This is a genomic window from Streptomyces sp. NPDC088923 (assembly GCF_044749745.1).
GTDB lineage: Bacteria > Actinomycetota > Actinomycetes > Streptomycetales > Streptomycetaceae > Streptomyces.
Window position 1 is genome coordinate 11,857 of the sequence record NZ_JBIVIO010000013.1, and the last position, 15,093, is coordinate 26,949.

Below are 15,093 nucleotides of genomic sequence, written 5' to 3' on the forward strand. Positions count from 1 at the left end.
ACCTCGCTCACCACGGTGCCGCGCGGCGCCCGTACCGCGCTTACCCGACGACCAGCCGGATGCCGGCGGCGGGACAGACGGCAGCCGGTCCCCGCACCTCGCGGCAGTCGAGGGAACGGATCAGCCCCGACCAGCACGACGCCGTCAGCGCCCCAGTGGTGCCCTCCGTGCGTGTTGGCCCTCCGCACCGGGCGGCCGTGCGTGATGCTGGGCGCACGGTGTACGGGCGGAGGTGCGGTGGAGCGGGCCGAGGTGGTGATCGTGGGGGCGGGAGCCTCGGGGCTCAGTCTCGCCCTCGCACTGGCGGAGCACGCTCCCGGTGCCGTCCCCGTGGTGGTACTCGACGCGGCGGACGCGCGGCTGCGCCCCGTCACCCGGACGTGGTGCTGGTGGGAGGCCGCGGACGGTCCCTACGACGACATGCTCACCGCCTCCTGGGACCAGTTGCGGCTCGTCGGGGCGGGGGGCGAGGTCGTCGCGCGCCGGCTGTCGGGGACGCGGTACAAGATGCTGCGTTCGCCGGTGTTCGAGGCGGGTGCACGGGAGCGGCTGGCCGGTACGGAGGGGACGCGCCTCGTGCGGGGCACCGTGGTCGGCATCACCCCGCAGGCGGGCGGCTCGCTCGTGCGGGCGCGGGACGCGTGTGACCGTGAGTTCGCCGTCCGCGCGCGGTGGGTCTTCGACTCGCGGCCCGTGTCGCCGTTGCCCGCCGCGCGCACTCTGCTGTGGCAGCACTTCCGGGGGTGGTTCGTGCGTACCGCCGCGCCGGTCTTCGACGCGGGGGTGGTCGACCTGATGGACTTCCGCACGCCGCAGCCCGCCCGGGGGCTCTCCTTCTGCTACGTGCTGCCGCTCGGGCCGTGCGAGGCGCTCGTCGAGTACACCGAGTTCTCGCGGCAGCGGCTCGCGCGCGCCGCGTACGAGCGGGAGTTGCGCCGGTACGTGAGCGAGGTGCTCGGTGTCGGCGCGTACGAGGTGACGGGTAGTGAGCAGGGCGCGATCCCGATGACGGACGCGCTGTTCGGGCGGCGGGCTGGTCCCGGGGTGTTCCGGATCGGGACGGCGGGCGGGGCGACGCGCCCGGCGACGGGGTACACCTTCGCGGCGGTGCAGCGGCAGGCGCGGGCGGTGGCCGAACGGCTGGGGCACGGGGGTGAGCCGGTGCCCCCAGCGGCGTACGGGCGGCGGGCGCGGGCGATGGACGCGGTGCTGCTGCGCGCGCTGGACCGGGGGCGGGTGCGGGGGCCGGAGTTCTTCACGGGGCTGTTCGGCGGGGTTCCGGTGGAACGGGTGTTGCGCTTCCTCGACGGGCGCACCACGTGGGCGGAGGATCTGGGGATCGGGCTGCGGGTGCCTTTCGGCGCGATGACGGCGACGGCACTGGAGCTGCCGTTCGTCCGGCGGCGCTCCCGTGGATGACTCGTACGGACAGGGAGCGCGGGCATGACGGTTTCAGGGGTGCGGCGCGGGCGCGATCGGCGGGCCGTGGTGGTGCCGGGGCCGCAGGGGCGGGCGTGGGCGGGCGCGCGGCGGCCTTCAGTGGTCGTGGTGGGTGGCGGGATCGCGGGGCTCGCGGCGGCGACGGGGCTCGCGGAGCGCGGCGTACGGGTGACGGTCCTGGAGCGGGAGCCGGTGCTCGGCGGGCGGCTCGCGGGGTGGCCGACGCGGCTCGCGGACGGCTCCGAGGTGACGATGAGCCGGGGGTTCCACGCGTTCTTCCGGCAGTACTACAACCTGCGGGGCCTGCTGCGGCGGACCGATCCCGGGTTGCGGGGCCTGCGTGGACTGCCGGACTACCCGCTCCTGCACGCGCGGGGGCTGACGGACGGTTTCCGCCGGGTGCCGCGCACGCCGCCGTGGAGCGCCCTGGGGTTCGTGGCGCTGAGCCCGTCGTTCGGCGCGCGCGATCTCCTCGGGATGGCGCCGCGCGAGGCGCTGCCCTTGCTGGACGTGCGGGTGCCGGAGGTGTACGAGCGGCTGGACGGGGTCAGCGCGGCGGACTTCCTCGCCCGGGTGCGTTTTCCCGAGGACGCGCGGCACTTGGCGTTCGAGGTGTTCTCGCGGAGCTTCTTCGCCGATCCGGCGGAGCTGTCGGCGGCCGAGCTGGTGCTGATGTTCCACATCTACTTCCTCGGCTCCTCGGAGGGGCTGCTCTTCGACGTGCCCACCGAGCCGTATCCGCGGGCGCTGTGGGCACCGCTCGCGGGCTATCTGGAGAAGCTGGGTGCCGAGGTGTGTACGGGGACGGGTGCTGAGGCGGTGGAGCCTGGGCCGGAGGGGCGCAAGCGGGTGCTGACCGGTGCCGGTGCGATCGAGGCGGACGCCGTGGTCCTGGCGCTGGATGCGGGCGGGCTGCGGCGGCTTGTCGCGGCGTCGCCCGGTCTCGGGGACGCGCGGTGGCGGGCGGGCATCGGCCGTCTGCGGACGGCGCCGCCCTTCCTCGTGAGCCGGCTGTGGCTGCGGGAGCCGGTGGCGGCGGAGCGGCCCGGTTTCCTCGGGACGAGTGGTTTCGGGGGGCTCGACAACGTGAGCGTCCTGGAGCGGTGGGAGGGGGAGGCGGCGCGGTGGGCGGCGCGCACCGGCGGTTCGGTGGTCGAGTTGCACGCGTACGCGGTGGACCCGGCCGCCGACCGGGGGGCCGTCGCGGCACGGCTGCGGGAGCAGCTCGCGCGGGTGTATCCGGAGACGGCGGGGGTGGCGAGTGTGGACGAGCGGCACGAATGGCGGGCGGACTGCCCGCACTTCCCCGTCGGTTCGTACGCGGACCGGCCGGCGGTGCGCACCCCGGACCCGGCCGTGATGGTCGCGGGGGATTTGGTGCGTACGGGGCTGCCGGTGGCGCTCATGGAGCGGGCGGCGACCTCGGGGTTCCTCGCCTCGAACGCCTTGCTCTCCGGGTGGGGGCTGCGGGGGCAGACGCTGTGGACGGTACCGGTGCGGGGGCGGTCGGCGGTGCTGCGGGCGCTGGTGCGGGCGGCGGGGCGCTGAGCGGCGCGGCCTCTCCGGTCAGCCGGGGAAGCGGCCGGTGGTGCGCAGGAGCCAGCGGCGTTCCGCGTAGGCGAGGTCGTCGCGCCACAGGCGGGCGGCGGCGGCGCGCACGAGGGGGCGCAGTGCGGGGGCGGAGCGGCGGGCGAGGGCGAAGCCGGGGCGGGGCGAGGTGGCGATGACGGCTTCGGTGACGGCGGTGCGGGGCCGGCCGCGGGGGTCGGGGGCAAGGGGGGTGGCGTGGGTCTCGACGACGGAGCCGGTGCCTTCGCCGTCGGTGATGTGCATGACGACGGTGCGGGGTTCGGGTGCGGTGAAGACGGCGGTGACGGGGATGACGGCGCGTCCGGCGAGTTTGAAGGAGACGCTGACGGTGAGGGCGTCGTCGTCGGTGCCGGTGACGCGGAGGTCCACGAAGGAGTAGGGGTGGAACCAGGCTCCGTGCCAGGGGTCGAGGCGATTGGCGACGACGTCCTCGGGTTCGCAGGTGCCTTCGGTGCGGTAGACGGCGGCGAGTGCTCCGGTGGGCTCGGGGCGTACGGGCAGGACGGGGGCGGGCAGGGGCTCTTCGCCGCCGACGGCGTCGAGGCGCACCCAGGTGAGGACGCCGTCGTCGTGGGCGGGGTAGGGCTGCCAGCCAGCGGTGGGGGCGCCGTCGAGGGCGAGGCCGTGCCAGCGGCAGACAAGGGTGCCCGCGCGCAGGGGGCTGTCGCACAGGGGGGCGCCGAGGTGGGGGCAGATCCCCGAGCCTGCCGCGAGGTCTCCCGTCGGGGTGCGCCAGGCGACGACCTCGGTGCCGGCGACGGTGGCGGCGAGGGGGCGGGGCGCGCCGGGGCGGACGGCGGTGGAGGGGCCGAGGACGTACCAGTTGCCGGAGGGCCGCCGCTGGGCCCGGGCGAGGGCGTCGCGGATGAGGGCGGGTCTGGCCTCGCGCCAGGTGGGGTGCATGCGGTCCCAGGGGACGGGGTGCTTGCGCAGCCTCAGCGGGACGCGGGGGCGGGGGTTCGTTCCCGGCACGGGCTGGTCCTCTCGGGGCGGGCTGCCGGGCCGGGTGCGGCGTGCCGGGTGGTGGCGCGGGCGCGGCGGCGGGCGGCGGCGAGGCGGGCGAGGCCGTCGGCGGCGACGACGGCGCGACGGAGGGGGGAGACGGCGGCGCGGCGGTGGACGGCCGCGTAGCCGTCGGCGGCGATGGCGTCGAGGATGCCGCCGTAGAGGACGAAGGCGGTGCGGATGCAGGGGCGGGCGACGGGGTCGAGCATCGCGAGGCCGGGGGCGGCCTCGCGGTAGACGCCGCGGGTCAGTGCGGCGGCGGCGCGCAGGGCGGTGGTGATGCGGGGGTCGCGGGTGCCGCTCGCGCGGCTCCATTCGAGGAGCGGGCGGTCCACGCCGTGGGCGGCGAGGAGGTCGGCGGGCAGGTAGACACGGCCCCGGTCCAGGTCCTCGCCGACGTCGCGCAGGAAGTTGGTGAGCTGGAAGGCGCGGCCGAGGGCCGCGGCGTGGGGGGCTGCTTCGGCGCGGGGGACGACGGTGCCGAGGACGGGAAGCATCTGGAGGCCGATGACGGCGGCGGAGCCGTGCATGTAGCCGCACAGGTCCTCGTACGTGGCGTAGTCGGTGACGGCGAGGTCGGCGCGCATCGCGGTCATGAAGTCGGCGAAGTGCTGGTGGTCGATCGCGTAGCGCTCGGCGGTGTCGGCGAGGGCGCGGACGACGGGCTCGGTCGCGGTGCGGTCGCGGAGTCCGGCGAGGAGCTGGGCGCGCCAGCGGTCGAGGGCAGCGGCGCGGGCGGCGGGCGGTGCGTCGTCGCCAAGGTCGTCGACGATGTCGTCGGCCCAGCGGGCGAAGCCGTAGAGGGCGTGGACGGCGGGGCGGCGGTCGGGGGGCAGGAGGCGGGTGGCGAGGAAGTAGGTGCGGCCGTGGGTCGCGTTGAGGGCGCGGCAGGTGGTGTAGGCCGTGCGGAGGGCGGGGTCGGTGATGCGGGCGGCGTCGAGTTCGCGTGCGGTCATCGGGAGCCTCCGGCGGTTGCCGGGGTGGCAGTCGCGTGTGCGGTCATCGGAGGCCTCCCGTGATGCGGGCGGCGGCGAGTTTGCCGGAGAGCAGGACGGTGGGGACGCCGACGCCGGGGGTGGTGCCGCAGCCGGCGAGGACCGCGTTGCTGGTGCCGCGGACGAGGTTGCGGGGGCGGAAGGGGCCGGTCTGGGCGAAGGTGTGCGCGGCGGAGAAGGGGGTGCCGGCGGCGTGGCCGCGGGCGTGCCAGGTGGCGGGGGTGACGAGGGTCTCGTGTTCGATGGAGTCCGCGATGCCGGTCATGCCGCGCCGTTCCAGGACGGTGAGGAGGCTGTCGCGGTAGCGGGGTGCGAGCGACTGCCACTGGGCGGGGCCGGGGCCGAGGGCGGTGTTGGGGCAGGGCGCGAGGATGTAGTGGAGGTGTTTGCCCGGTGGGGCGAGCGAGGGGTCGGTCGCGGTGGGGCGGGTGATGAGCAGCGAGGGGTCGCTCATCAGGCGTCCGCGGCGGGTGAGTTCCTCGAAGGTGGCGGCCCAGGAGTGCCCGAAGTCGAGGGTGTGGTGGCCGAGGTGGTCCCAGGTGCGGGAGGTCCCGGTGTGCAGGACGACGGCGGAGGGGGCGAACCGCAGGGGGACCGCTCTGCGGGGGCGTGCGCCGAGCAGGTCGTAGGTGACCGGCAGGTCGGGGGTGAGGACGACGGCGTCGCAGGCGATCCGTTCGTCGGGCACATGGACGGCGGTGACGCGGCCCGCGCGGCGCTCCAGGCTCCGTACCGGTGTGGCGAAGCGCAGTTCGGCGCCGGCGGCTTCGGCGGCGGTGGCCATCGCGCGGGGTACGGCGTGGATGCCGCCGCGCGGGAACCACACCCCGGCGACGGTGTCCATGTAGGCGATCACGGCGTAGGCGGCGAGGGCGCGGGCGGGTGCGACCCCCGCGTACAGGGACTGGAAGGTGAAGACGCGGCGCAAGCGCTCGTCGCGCAGGAAGTGGCCGATCCGGGTGTCGAGGCGCCCGAAGCCGCCGAGCGCGGCGAGCCGGGCGAGGTCGGGGGTGAGCAGGCCGAGCGGCGAGTCGAAGTTGCTGTCGATGAAGCGGCGCATCTGGGCGCGGTAGAGGTGGGTGAGCCAGGTGCGCAGGCGGCGGTAGCCGAGTGCGTCGGCGGGACCGGCGAAGTCGCGTACGGCTTCCTCCATCGTCGCTGCGTCGGTGTGCACCGGCAGGGTGCTGCCGTCGGCGAACCGGGCGTGGTAGGCGGGGTGGAGGGGGATGAGGTCGAGGTGGTCGGACAGGCGCGCGCCCACCGCCGCGAAGCCCTCTTCCAGCAGCTCCGGCATGGTGAGCACGGTGGGCCCGGTGTCGTGGTGGTAGTCGCCGTGGCGGAGCAGGCCCGCACGCCCACCGGGCAACGGGTCGCGTTCGAGCACGGTGACGCGGCGGCCGGCGCCGAGGAGGTGGAGGGCGGCGGAGAGCCCGGCGAGTCCCGCGCCGACGACGACGACATGGGAGGTGGGGCCGGAGACGGTCTTCAGGATGGCTCCTCGGCCGGGAGGGGATGGGGGTGCGTGCCGGGGGGTGTGGAGGCGGCGGACCGGAGGGGCTGGTGTCCGTGCGGGTGGGCCGGGGCGGGTGAGGGCGGGAGATCGGCGGGTTGGGCGGTGCCGGCGGCGAGTTGGACGAGGGCGAGCAGTCGGGCCCGCGCCTCGGGGGCGCCGGGCAGTGCCTCCACGTGCGCGCCCGCGCGGCGCACCAGCCGGGCGATGTGCGCCTCGACGTCGCGGCGGGCGCCGGTCTCCTCCAGGACTTCGCGCACGGCGGCGAGTTCGGCGGGCCCGGCCGCCGGGTTGCCGTAGCCGCGTCGCAGGACGGCGAGCGCGGCCCCCCGGGGGCGTTCGGCGGCACGCGAGAAGCCGAGCGCGGCGAGGAGGGTGGGTTTGCCCTCCCTGATGTCCTCGCCGGTGGGTTTTCCGGTACGGGTGGCGTCGCCCCACACGGCGAGGAGGTCGTCGCGCAGTTGGAAGGCAAGCCCGGCCGCGCCGCCCGCGGCGCGCAGCCCCCGGCACACGTCGGGTGGGGCGGCCGCGAGGACGGCACCGAGTTCGAGAGGTCGCGCGACCGAGTACCGCCCGCTCTTGAGGACGGCGGTGCGCAGGGCGTGGGTCGCGGAGTGGGAGCCGTCGGCCTGGCCCGCGAGATCGAGGTACTGGCCGGCGATCATCTCGGCCCGCAGCACGCTCCACAGGCGGCGGGCCGACGCGGCGACCTCGGGTGGTGGGTGGGCGGTGGCGAACGTGTCCTCGGCCCACACCAGGGCGAGGTCGCCCGCGAGGACGGCCGCCGACTGGCCGAATCCGAGCGCGCCGGGTTCGGTCCCGGCGGGGCGCGCCGAGCCGAGGAGGACGTGCAGGGCGGGCCGGCCGCGCCGGACGGGCGAGTTGTCCATGACGTCGTCCTGCACGAGCGCGCAGGACTGGAGCAGTTCGACGGCCGCGCCCACGGTGAGGGCGACCGCGACGGTCTCCGGTGGCGGGGCGGGGCAGGACACGCGCAGGCCCCACCACACGAACGCCGAGCGCAGTCGGCGTCCACCGCCGCGCGTGGTGGCGGCGAGCCATTGCGCGACCCGGCGGCCGAAGGAGGCGTCGAGGCGGGTGGCCTCCGCCACTCGGGGAGCCAGCAGCCTTTCCAGGGCATCGGCGACGGCGGCGGACGGCTGGGTGTCCACGGCCCGCCAGTCCGGCGGCTGCTCCTGTGCTCGCACCACCCGCGCGCTCCTCCGTTCCCGGTGCGGCCCGCCGCCCCTGACCGGGAGCGGGGGCGCGGCACAGGCCCTGTCCCCCCAGCTCTTCCCGCCCTGCCTCCCCTCTCCCCCGCCGCCACCCGGATGGCGGCGGGCGGATTCCCCGACACCGTGAGCGGAACGACTCGGTGTCGGGGAAGGGCCGGGGCGGGGACGGGACGGAGACGGGACCGGTGGCGGAAAGGGGGGACGGGACGGAGACGCGGGGGTGCTACGGAAGCGGCTCGTGGTTGACCCATACGACCTTGTACGGGTGACGGGACTGCCAGCGGGCGATCAGGTCGGCCACGCCGGGGATGGCGAAGCTCGCGGCGAGGGCCTCCGTGTCGGGGAAGCCGATGCGCACGACCGCGTCGGCGACGAAGACGGGGCTGTGCTCGTCGCCGGGGACGCGGAGGTGGTGCCGGGCGGCGAAGCTCTCGACAAGGCCGGAGCCCGTCATGAGGGTCTCCAGCTCCTTCAGGTAGGTGTCCAGGTCGTCGTCGGGAATCGGGGAGTCGAAGGAAACGATCATCGTGTGGTGCGTCATGCGGCCATTGAACTGGTGGTTCGGCTCGCGCGTCCAAGACCGCTTCGTTCTCGAACGATGCCCGTGAGGAATGGATGGGTGGCCTACAGTCGGTGGGGTGGCTGAGATGGAGACGCGGGAGCTGGAGTATTTCCTCGCCGTGGCGGAGGAGCTGCACTTCGGGCGGGCCGCTGAGCGGCTGGCGATCGCGCAGCCCGCGCTGTCGAAGGCGGTGCGGCGGTTGGAGGGGCGGCTCGGGGTGCGGTTGTTCGACCGGTCCAGCAGGCAGGTGACGCTTACTCCGGCGGGTGAGGCGTTGCTCGGGGAGGGGCGGCACGCGCTGGGCGCGGTCGCTGCCGCCGCGCGGGCGGCGCGACGGGCCGGAGAGGGCGAGACCCGCCTGCGGTTGGTGATGAAACCCGGTGGGGACGCCGATCTGCTCTCCGGGATTCTGGCCGCGCACGCGCGCGTGGCCGGGGCGCACCAGGTCGGCATCCTCTTCGGCGGGGCCACCGATCGCGCCGAGCGGGTGCGTACGGGTGAGGCCGACGTCGCGCTGCTGTACCTGCCTTTCGACGACCCGGCCGGGCTCGATCACGAGACGCTGCTCGTCGAGGACCGGGTCGCGCTGCTGCCCCGGACCCATCCGCTCGCCGTGCGCGAGCGGCTCACGCTTGAGGATCTCGCCGGTGAGTCCTTGCCGCGGTGGCGGGGCGCGGGCTGGACGGGGGCACCGGCGGGGGCGCTGCCCGGGCCCGAGGTCGTCGACGGGCCGGAGATGGTGCAGTGGGTGAGGCTGGGGCGCACCCTCGCGCTGTTGCCGCGTTCCCTGGCCGAGCCGGTGCATCCGGATCTCGTGTGCCTGCCCGTGGTCGACGCGCCGCGCAGTGCGCTCGTCATCGCCTGGGCGGAGCAGGACCGGCGGCCGCTCGTGGCGGGATTCGTGCGGGCTGCCGTGGAAGCGGCGGCGGGCGTGGAGGGTGAGCGCGCCAGGGGGCGTGAAGGGTGAGCGCGCTGGTCAACTTCCCTCCGTCCGGTTCAGCCGGACGAGGGGCGGAGGGAGGACATGTGGTGCGAGGAGGCGGGGCAGGCATCGGGTGTTCTTACTCGATCTACTGAACCGAGAACACTCATGGGACTCATGCGTCTGCGCAAGACCGCCGTCGCTCTGGCTGTCGGGGTGGTCGCCTCCGGGCTCGCCGCGACGGTGCCCGCCTCGGCCGCTCCGGATGCGGGGGGCCACCACGGGGGCAAGCCCTCCGCCTGCCGGCCCGCCAACCACCGGGCGAAGATCACCGAGGCGCCGCACAGCGCGGGCCACCACCACTATCGGGTGACGCTCACCGCGCCGCGCGGGTACGAGGCCTGCGCCCTGGCCGGTTCGCCCGTCGACGTGCGGTTCTCGCGCCACGGGAAGGACAGCGGGGTCCGTGCGGGGCGGTACGGGAAGCAGGGGCACAAGGTGGTGCTCAAGTACGGGCACCCGGTGCACTTCGACGTCCAGGTGCCGGCAGACGCCCGTCAGGTCCCGGCCGACGAGGTCGGGTTCACGCTGCGGACGCCGGGCGGGAAGATCCCGGGGACCTCGTTCGCGGGCGGGAAGCTGAAGGTGGCGCGCGGGACGCTCGTCGGGCCGGTTCGGGCGGGATGAGGCAAAGGCCCCGGGGCATTGCCCCGGGGCCTTTCGCGCGGTGGGATCAGGCGACGTCGAAGCGGTCGAGGTCCATGACCTTCGACCAGGCCGCGGCGAAGTCCGTAGTGAACTTGGCGGCCGCGTCGTCGCTCGCGTAGACCTCGGCGAGGGCACGCAGCTCCGAGTTCGAGCCGAAGACGAGATCCGCGCGGGTGCCGGTCCAGACGACCTCGCCGTCGGCGCCGGTGGCCTCGTAGGAGCCGCTGCCGTCGGCGGCGGGGCGCCAGGAGGCGTCCAGGAGGTTGACGAAGAAGTCGTTCGTCAAGACCCCGGGACGGGCGGTGAGGACGCCCGCCGTCGAGCCGCCCGTGTTCGCGCCGAGGACGCGCAGGCCACCGATGAGGACCGTCATCTCGGGGGCGGAGAGCGTCAGGAGGTTGGCGCGGTCCACGAGGAGGTACTCCGCGGGGAGCCGGGCCGCCTTGCCGGTGTAGTTGCGGAAGCCGTCCGCCACCGGTTCCAGCGCCGCGAACGAGTCGGCGTCGGTGTGCTCCTCGGTCGCGTCGACGCGGCCCGGGGTGAAGGCGACCTCGACGGCGTGGCCGCCGTCGGCCGCGGCCTTCTCCACGGCCGCCGTGCCGGCCAGGACGATGAGGTCGGCCAGCGAGACGTGGCCGCCGGTCGCGGCGAAGTCGCGCTGGATCGCTTCCAGGCCGGTCAGGACGTTCGCGAGACGCTCGGGGTCGTTGGCCTCCCAGTCGCGCTGCGGGGCGAGGCGGATACGGGCGCCGTTGGCGCCGCCGCGCTTGTCGCTGCCGCGGAAGGTGGAGGCGGAGGCCCAGGCGGTGAAGACGAGGTCGGCGACGGAGAGACCGGAGGCGAGGACCTTCTCCTTGAGCGTCGCGATGGCGGCCGCGGTGAGCGGGGCGCCCTCGGCGGCGGGCAGCGGGTCCTGCCACAGAAGGGTCTCGGCGGGCACCTCGGGGCCGAGGTAGAGGGACTTGGGGCCCATGTCGCGGTGGGTGAGCTTGTACCAGGCGCGGGCGAAGGCGTCGGCGAACGCTGCCGGGTCCTCGTGGAAACGGCGGGAGATCGGCTCGTAGACCGGGTCGACGCGCAGGGCGATGTCGGTGGTGAGCATGTTCGGCGCGATCTTCTTCGCCGGGTCGTGGGCAGCGGGGACGGTGCCCTCGCCCGCGCCGTCCTTCGGCTTCCACTGGTGGGCGCCGGCGGGGCTCTTCGTCAGCTCCCACTCGTAGCCGAAGAGGTTGTCGAAGAAGCCGTTGCCCCACTGCGTGGGGGTGGTGGTCCAGGTGACTTCGAGGCCCGAGGTGATGGCGTCGGCGCCCTTGCCGCTGCGGAAGGTGTTGCGCCAGCCGAGGCCCTGGTCCTCCAGCGGGGCGGCCTCGGGGTCGTCACCCACGCTCTCGGAGGGTCCGGCGCCGTGGGTCTTGCCGAAGGTGTGGCCGCCCGCGATGAGCGCGACGGTCTCCTCGTCGTTCATCGCCATCCGGCGGAAGGTCTCGCGGATGTCGCGGGCCGCGGCGAGCGGGTCCGGATTGCCGTTGGGGCCTTCGGGGTTGACGTAGATGAGGCCCATCTGGACGGCGCCGAGGGGCTCTTCGAGCCGGCGGTCGCCGGTGTAGCGCTCGTCGCCGAGCCAGGTGGTCTCCGGGCCCCAGTAGACGTCGTCCTCGGGCTCCCAGACGTCCTCACGGCCGCCGGCGAAGCCGAAGGTCTCGAAGCCCATGGACTCCAGGGCGACGTTTCCGGCGAGGATGAGGAGGTCCGCCCAGGAGAGGCTCTGGCCGTACTTCTTCTTCACCGGCCACAGCAGGCGGCGGGCCTTGTCGAGATTGACGTTGTCCGGCCAGCTGTTGAGCGGGGCGAAGCGCTGCTGGCCCGCGCCGGCGCCGCCGCGGCCGTCGCTGATGCGGTACGTACCGGCGCTGTGCCAGGCCATGCGGATGATGAGGGGGCCGTAGTGGCCGAAGTCGGCGGGCCACCAGTCCTGCGAGGTGGTGAGGACCTCTTCGATGTCGCGCTTGACGGTGGGGAGGTCGAGGGACTGGAACGCCGCGGCGTAGTCGAATGCGTCGCCGAGCGGGTTCGCGACCGGGGGGTTCTTCGCCAGGATCTTCAGGTTGAGCCGTTCCGGCCACCACTGCCGGTTGCCGCCGCCCTGGGTGGGATGGGGTGCGCGGGCGGTGTGCACGACCGGGCAGCCGCCGGACTCCTCGGTCTTCGGGTCGGTGACGATGGCGTCGTGGTTCTCGGTCATGGACATCCTTCCGGACCTGTGCGGTTCCTTGAGCACGTGCCGGAGTGCGTGGGGGCGTGCGGGGGCAGGGTGTGGTGGGGCCCTGCCCGCGCGGCTTCCGCACCGCGTCCCGACTCGTACCGGAACCGATCCTACGATGGACTTTGTCCAAGTCAAGAAAAAACCTACCCGGTGCATGACAGGCCGGGCGCGTGTGCGGGTCGGGACGAGGCGGGTCAAGGGAGGACCGGGCGGCCCAAAACGGGACACGGATCAGGCGGCGCGGATCGGGACGAGGCACGGATCAGGACCTGGCGCGGATCAGGACGAGGCGCGGATCACGAGTTCCGGGTCGAAGACCACCGCGACGGGTTCCGCCTCACCGCTCTCGATGTGGGTGTGCAGAAGGCGGGCCATCTCGGCGGCCATCTCCTCGACGGGCTGGCGGATCGTCGTCAGGGGCGGGTGGGCGGTGACCGCGGCGGGGCTGTCGTCGAAGCCGACGACGGAGACGTCGGCGGGGACGCGTCTGCCATGTTCGCGCAGGACCTGGCAGGCGCCCTGCGCCATGAGGTCGTTGGCGGCGAAGACGCCGTCGAGGTCGGGGTGCGCGTCGAGGAGGCGGCGCATCGCCGTCTCGCCGCTGGCGAAGGTGAAGCCGCCTTCGGCGTACGGGACCCAGGCGTGGCCGTGGCGGGCCATCGCCTCGCGGAAGCCGGTGAAGCGCTCCTGCCCGGCGAGGACGTCGAGGGGCCCGGTGATGGTCGCGATGGTGCGGCGACCGCGTGCGAGGAGGTGGGCGGCGGCGAGTGCCGCGCCGTCGCGGTGGGCCAGGTCCACGTAGCTGAGCGGGACGGGCAGCGCGGGGCGGGCGAAGAGGACCGCGGGGACGCCGGTGTCGGCGATGCGGGCGGGGAGCGGATCGGCCGGGTGGGTGGTGACGACGAGGGCGCCGTCGGCGCTGCCCTGACGAAGGTAGGCGATCGCCTCGGTGCGGGCCGCCTCGGTCTCGGCGAAGAGGAGGACGGGGTGGAGCGAGTGGGGGCGCAGATAGCCGATGATGCCGCTCACCGCGCGGCCGAAGAAGGGGTCGGCGAAGACGCGGGCGGCGAAGCCGGGGTCCGTGTCCTCGCCCTCGTCACCCGCGCCCGAGACGACGAGGGCGACCGTCCCGGCCTTGCGGGTGACGAGAGAACGGGCGGCGCGGTTGGGGGTGTAGCCGGTGGCGGTGATCGCCTCGCGGACCGCGCTCTGGATGCCGGGGTCGACATTGCGCACGCCGTTGACGACGCGCGAGACGGTGGCCCGGGACACCCCGGCGACGCGGGCGACGTCCTCCAGGGTCGCGGCCCGGCCGCGAGTCTGCGGCTCTCTGCTCATGGGAAGCAGCGTAAACCCTGGGAGAGCGCTCTCTTCCCGCCTCGGCCGAACCGGCGCCAAAACCCTGCCCCGGCGGGGCGGCGGGAGGCGGCCGTGCCCCCAACTTCCCTTGCGGGGACGGCCAAAGAGGTGGCGACATCACGGAAACATGGCGTTCACCTTCTCTTGACATGCCTTCGACGACGGCGGAACACTCCCGTTGGGAGAGCGCTCTCTCACTCCCGTCGCCCTGTTCCGCCCGGCCCCTGACGACGGGGCGGAACAGGGACGGGCGGGGGCGCGCTCCTCCTCCACACCCCCACGGACAACAGGAGGTCTCCGCATGTCGAGGAGATCGCGTTTCCGCAGATCGGCCTACGGGTCGGGACTGATGATCACGGCGGGGCTGCTCGCCGCGACAGTGGGGCTGGTCCTTCCGCAGGCGTACGCCGGCGACCAGTCCTCCGCTTCGGCCCCGGCCTCGCAGGCCGCCGCCTCCACCTCGTCGCACGCCGGGATGAATCACGCGCAGGCCGCTCCCCGGGCCTTCGGTGACGACCCGGACGGTGACGGCTACATCCCGGCCAACCCCCCGGTCAACGCCGAGCCCTCGCAGGCCAATCCCCCGCACCGCTACTTCCACGAGTTCCAGGCGCACTGTTCGGTGACGCACACCGCGCCGGACGACCCGATCGTCTTCCCCGGTCAGCCGGGCGCCTCGCACGATCACACGTTCATGGGGAACGTCTCCACGGACGGCAACTCCACGAGCGCGTCGATGGACGCGGCGAACGGCACCACGTGCGTGGCGCCGGGCGACAAGTCCGGGTACTGGATGCCCTCGCTCTACAAGGGCGACAAGAAGATCCTGCCGGTGGACGTCCAGACCATCTACTACAAGGCGGGAGTGACCGACTACACCAGCGTGCGGCCCTTCCCGAAGGGGCTGCGCTTCCTGGTCGGCAGCCCGATGCAGAGCGCGGACGAGTTCCGCCACCACAAGGGCTTCGTCGAGGGCTGGGAGTGCGGGGAGAGCTACTTCAACACGGAGTTCCCCGCCTCGTGCCCGACCGGTCAGGACGTCCAGCTCAACATCCGTTTCCAGGCGCCCAGTTGCTGGGACGGGAAGTACCTGGACACGCCCAACCACACGAGTCACATGGCCTATCCGGTGGTGAAGGCGGGCACGAACGACAACGTGTGCCCGGCGGACCACCCGGTGGCGCTGCCGATGATCGAGTTCAAGATGGCGTGGCCGGTCAACGGTGACACGTCCGATCTGCGGCTCGCCAGCGGCGCGGCGCACACGTTCCACTACGACTTCTTCAACGCGTGGGACGACGCGACGCTCAAGGCGATGGTCGATCACTGCATCGTCGGTGGCCTCCAGTGCGACCCCAGGGGCTACGACCAGACGCACCCGGAGGCGGGCGCGGCACTCGACGAGAACTACGAGTTGCCGAGCTGATCCGGGGCGCGGTGCCGGGGTGGTGCACATACAGGGGGCCGCCCCGGCACCGCGCCATCGTCCGCGTACGCGCCGCTC

12 protein-coding genes are annotated in these 15,093 nt (G+C 74.1%); 5 read left to right on the forward strand and 7 right to left on the reverse strand.

What is annotated here, in order from left to right:
* Window positions 1–237 precede the first annotated feature (237 nt).
* Window positions 238–1,419, forward strand: coding sequence for a lycopene cyclase family protein (locus tag ACIP4O_RS29890; RefSeq protein WP_401579245.1), 1,182 nt, complete (start codon window positions 238–240; stop codon window positions 1,417–1,419).
* Between the two features lie 24 nt (window positions 1,420–1,443).
* On the forward strand, window positions 1,444–2,988 hold the full coding sequence (locus tag ACIP4O_RS29895; protein ID WP_401579247.1) for an FAD-dependent oxidoreductase: 1,545 nt from the start codon (window positions 1,444–1,446) through the stop codon (window positions 2,986–2,988).
* An 18-nt stretch (window positions 2,989–3,006) separates the two neighbouring features.
* On the opposite strand, the gene ACIP4O_RS29900 is transcribed toward ACIP4O_RS29895, so the two are convergent.
* The 5 genes from ACIP4O_RS29900 to ACIP4O_RS29920 form a co-directional block, all read right to left on the reverse strand.
* Complete coding sequence (locus tag ACIP4O_RS29900) at window positions 3,007–3,933, reverse strand: DUF5914 domain-containing protein (RefSeq protein WP_401579398.1); 927 nt, start codon at window positions 3,931–3,933, stop codon at window positions 3,007–3,009.
* Between the two features lie 32 nt (window positions 3,934–3,965).
* Entirely contained in the window at window positions 3,966–4,991 is a 1,026-nt protein-coding gene (locus ACIP4O_RS29905) for a phytoene/squalene synthase family protein (RefSeq protein WP_401579249.1), read from the reverse strand.
* A gap of 43 nt (window positions 4,992–5,034) precedes the next feature.
* On the reverse strand, window positions 5,035–6,522 hold the full coding sequence (gene crtI, locus ACIP4O_RS29910) for a phytoene desaturase family protein (protein WP_401579400.1): 1,488 nt from the start codon (window positions 6,520–6,522) through the stop codon (window positions 5,035–5,037).
* A complete protein-coding gene (locus ACIP4O_RS29915) occupies window positions 6,516–7,751 on the reverse strand; it encodes a polyprenyl synthetase family protein (protein ID WP_401579251.1) in 1,236 nt (411 codons plus the stop codon). Before ACIP4O_RS29915 ends, crtI begins: the two co-directional genes overlap by 7 nt.
* A 247-nt stretch (window positions 7,752–7,998) precedes the next feature.
* On the reverse strand, window positions 7,999–8,316 hold the full coding sequence (locus tag ACIP4O_RS29920) for a hypothetical protein (RefSeq protein WP_401579253.1): 318 nt from the start codon (window positions 8,314–8,316) through the stop codon (window positions 7,999–8,001).
* Between the two features lie 97 nt (window positions 8,317–8,413).
* Between ACIP4O_RS29920 and ACIP4O_RS29925 the strand changes: the two genes are divergently transcribed.
* Entirely contained in the window at window positions 8,414–9,304 is an 891-nt protein-coding gene (locus ACIP4O_RS29925) for a LysR family transcriptional regulator (RefSeq protein ID WP_401579255.1), read from the forward strand.
* 123 nt (window positions 9,305–9,427) lie between these two features.
* Window positions 9,428–9,946, forward strand: coding sequence for a DUF4232 domain-containing protein (locus ACIP4O_RS29930; protein WP_401579257.1), 519 nt, complete (start codon window positions 9,428–9,430; stop codon window positions 9,944–9,946).
* 46 nt (window positions 9,947–9,992) lie between these two features.
* On the opposite strand, the gene katG is transcribed toward ACIP4O_RS29930, so the two are convergent.
* Together katG and ACIP4O_RS29940 are read right to left on the reverse strand one after the other, a co-directional pair.
* A complete protein-coding gene (katG, locus tag ACIP4O_RS29935) occupies window positions 9,993–12,209 on the reverse strand; it encodes a catalase/peroxidase HPI (protein ID WP_401579259.1) in 2,217 nt (738 codons plus the stop codon).
* Between the two features lie 300 nt (window positions 12,210–12,509).
* Window positions 12,510–13,568 (reverse strand): LacI family DNA-binding transcriptional regulator, encoded by a 1,059-nt coding sequence (locus ACIP4O_RS29940; protein ID WP_401579261.1) that lies wholly within the window; start codon window positions 13,566–13,568, stop codon window positions 12,510–12,512.
* A gap of 370 nt (window positions 13,569–13,938) precedes the next feature.
* On the opposite strand from ACIP4O_RS29940, the gene ACIP4O_RS29945 reads away from it, so the two are divergent.
* Complete coding sequence (locus ACIP4O_RS29945; protein ID WP_361335032.1) at window positions 13,939–15,015, forward strand: DUF1996 domain-containing protein; 1,077 nt, start codon at window positions 13,939–13,941, stop codon at window positions 15,013–15,015.
* The last annotated feature ends 78 nt before the right edge of the window (window positions 15,016–15,093 follow it).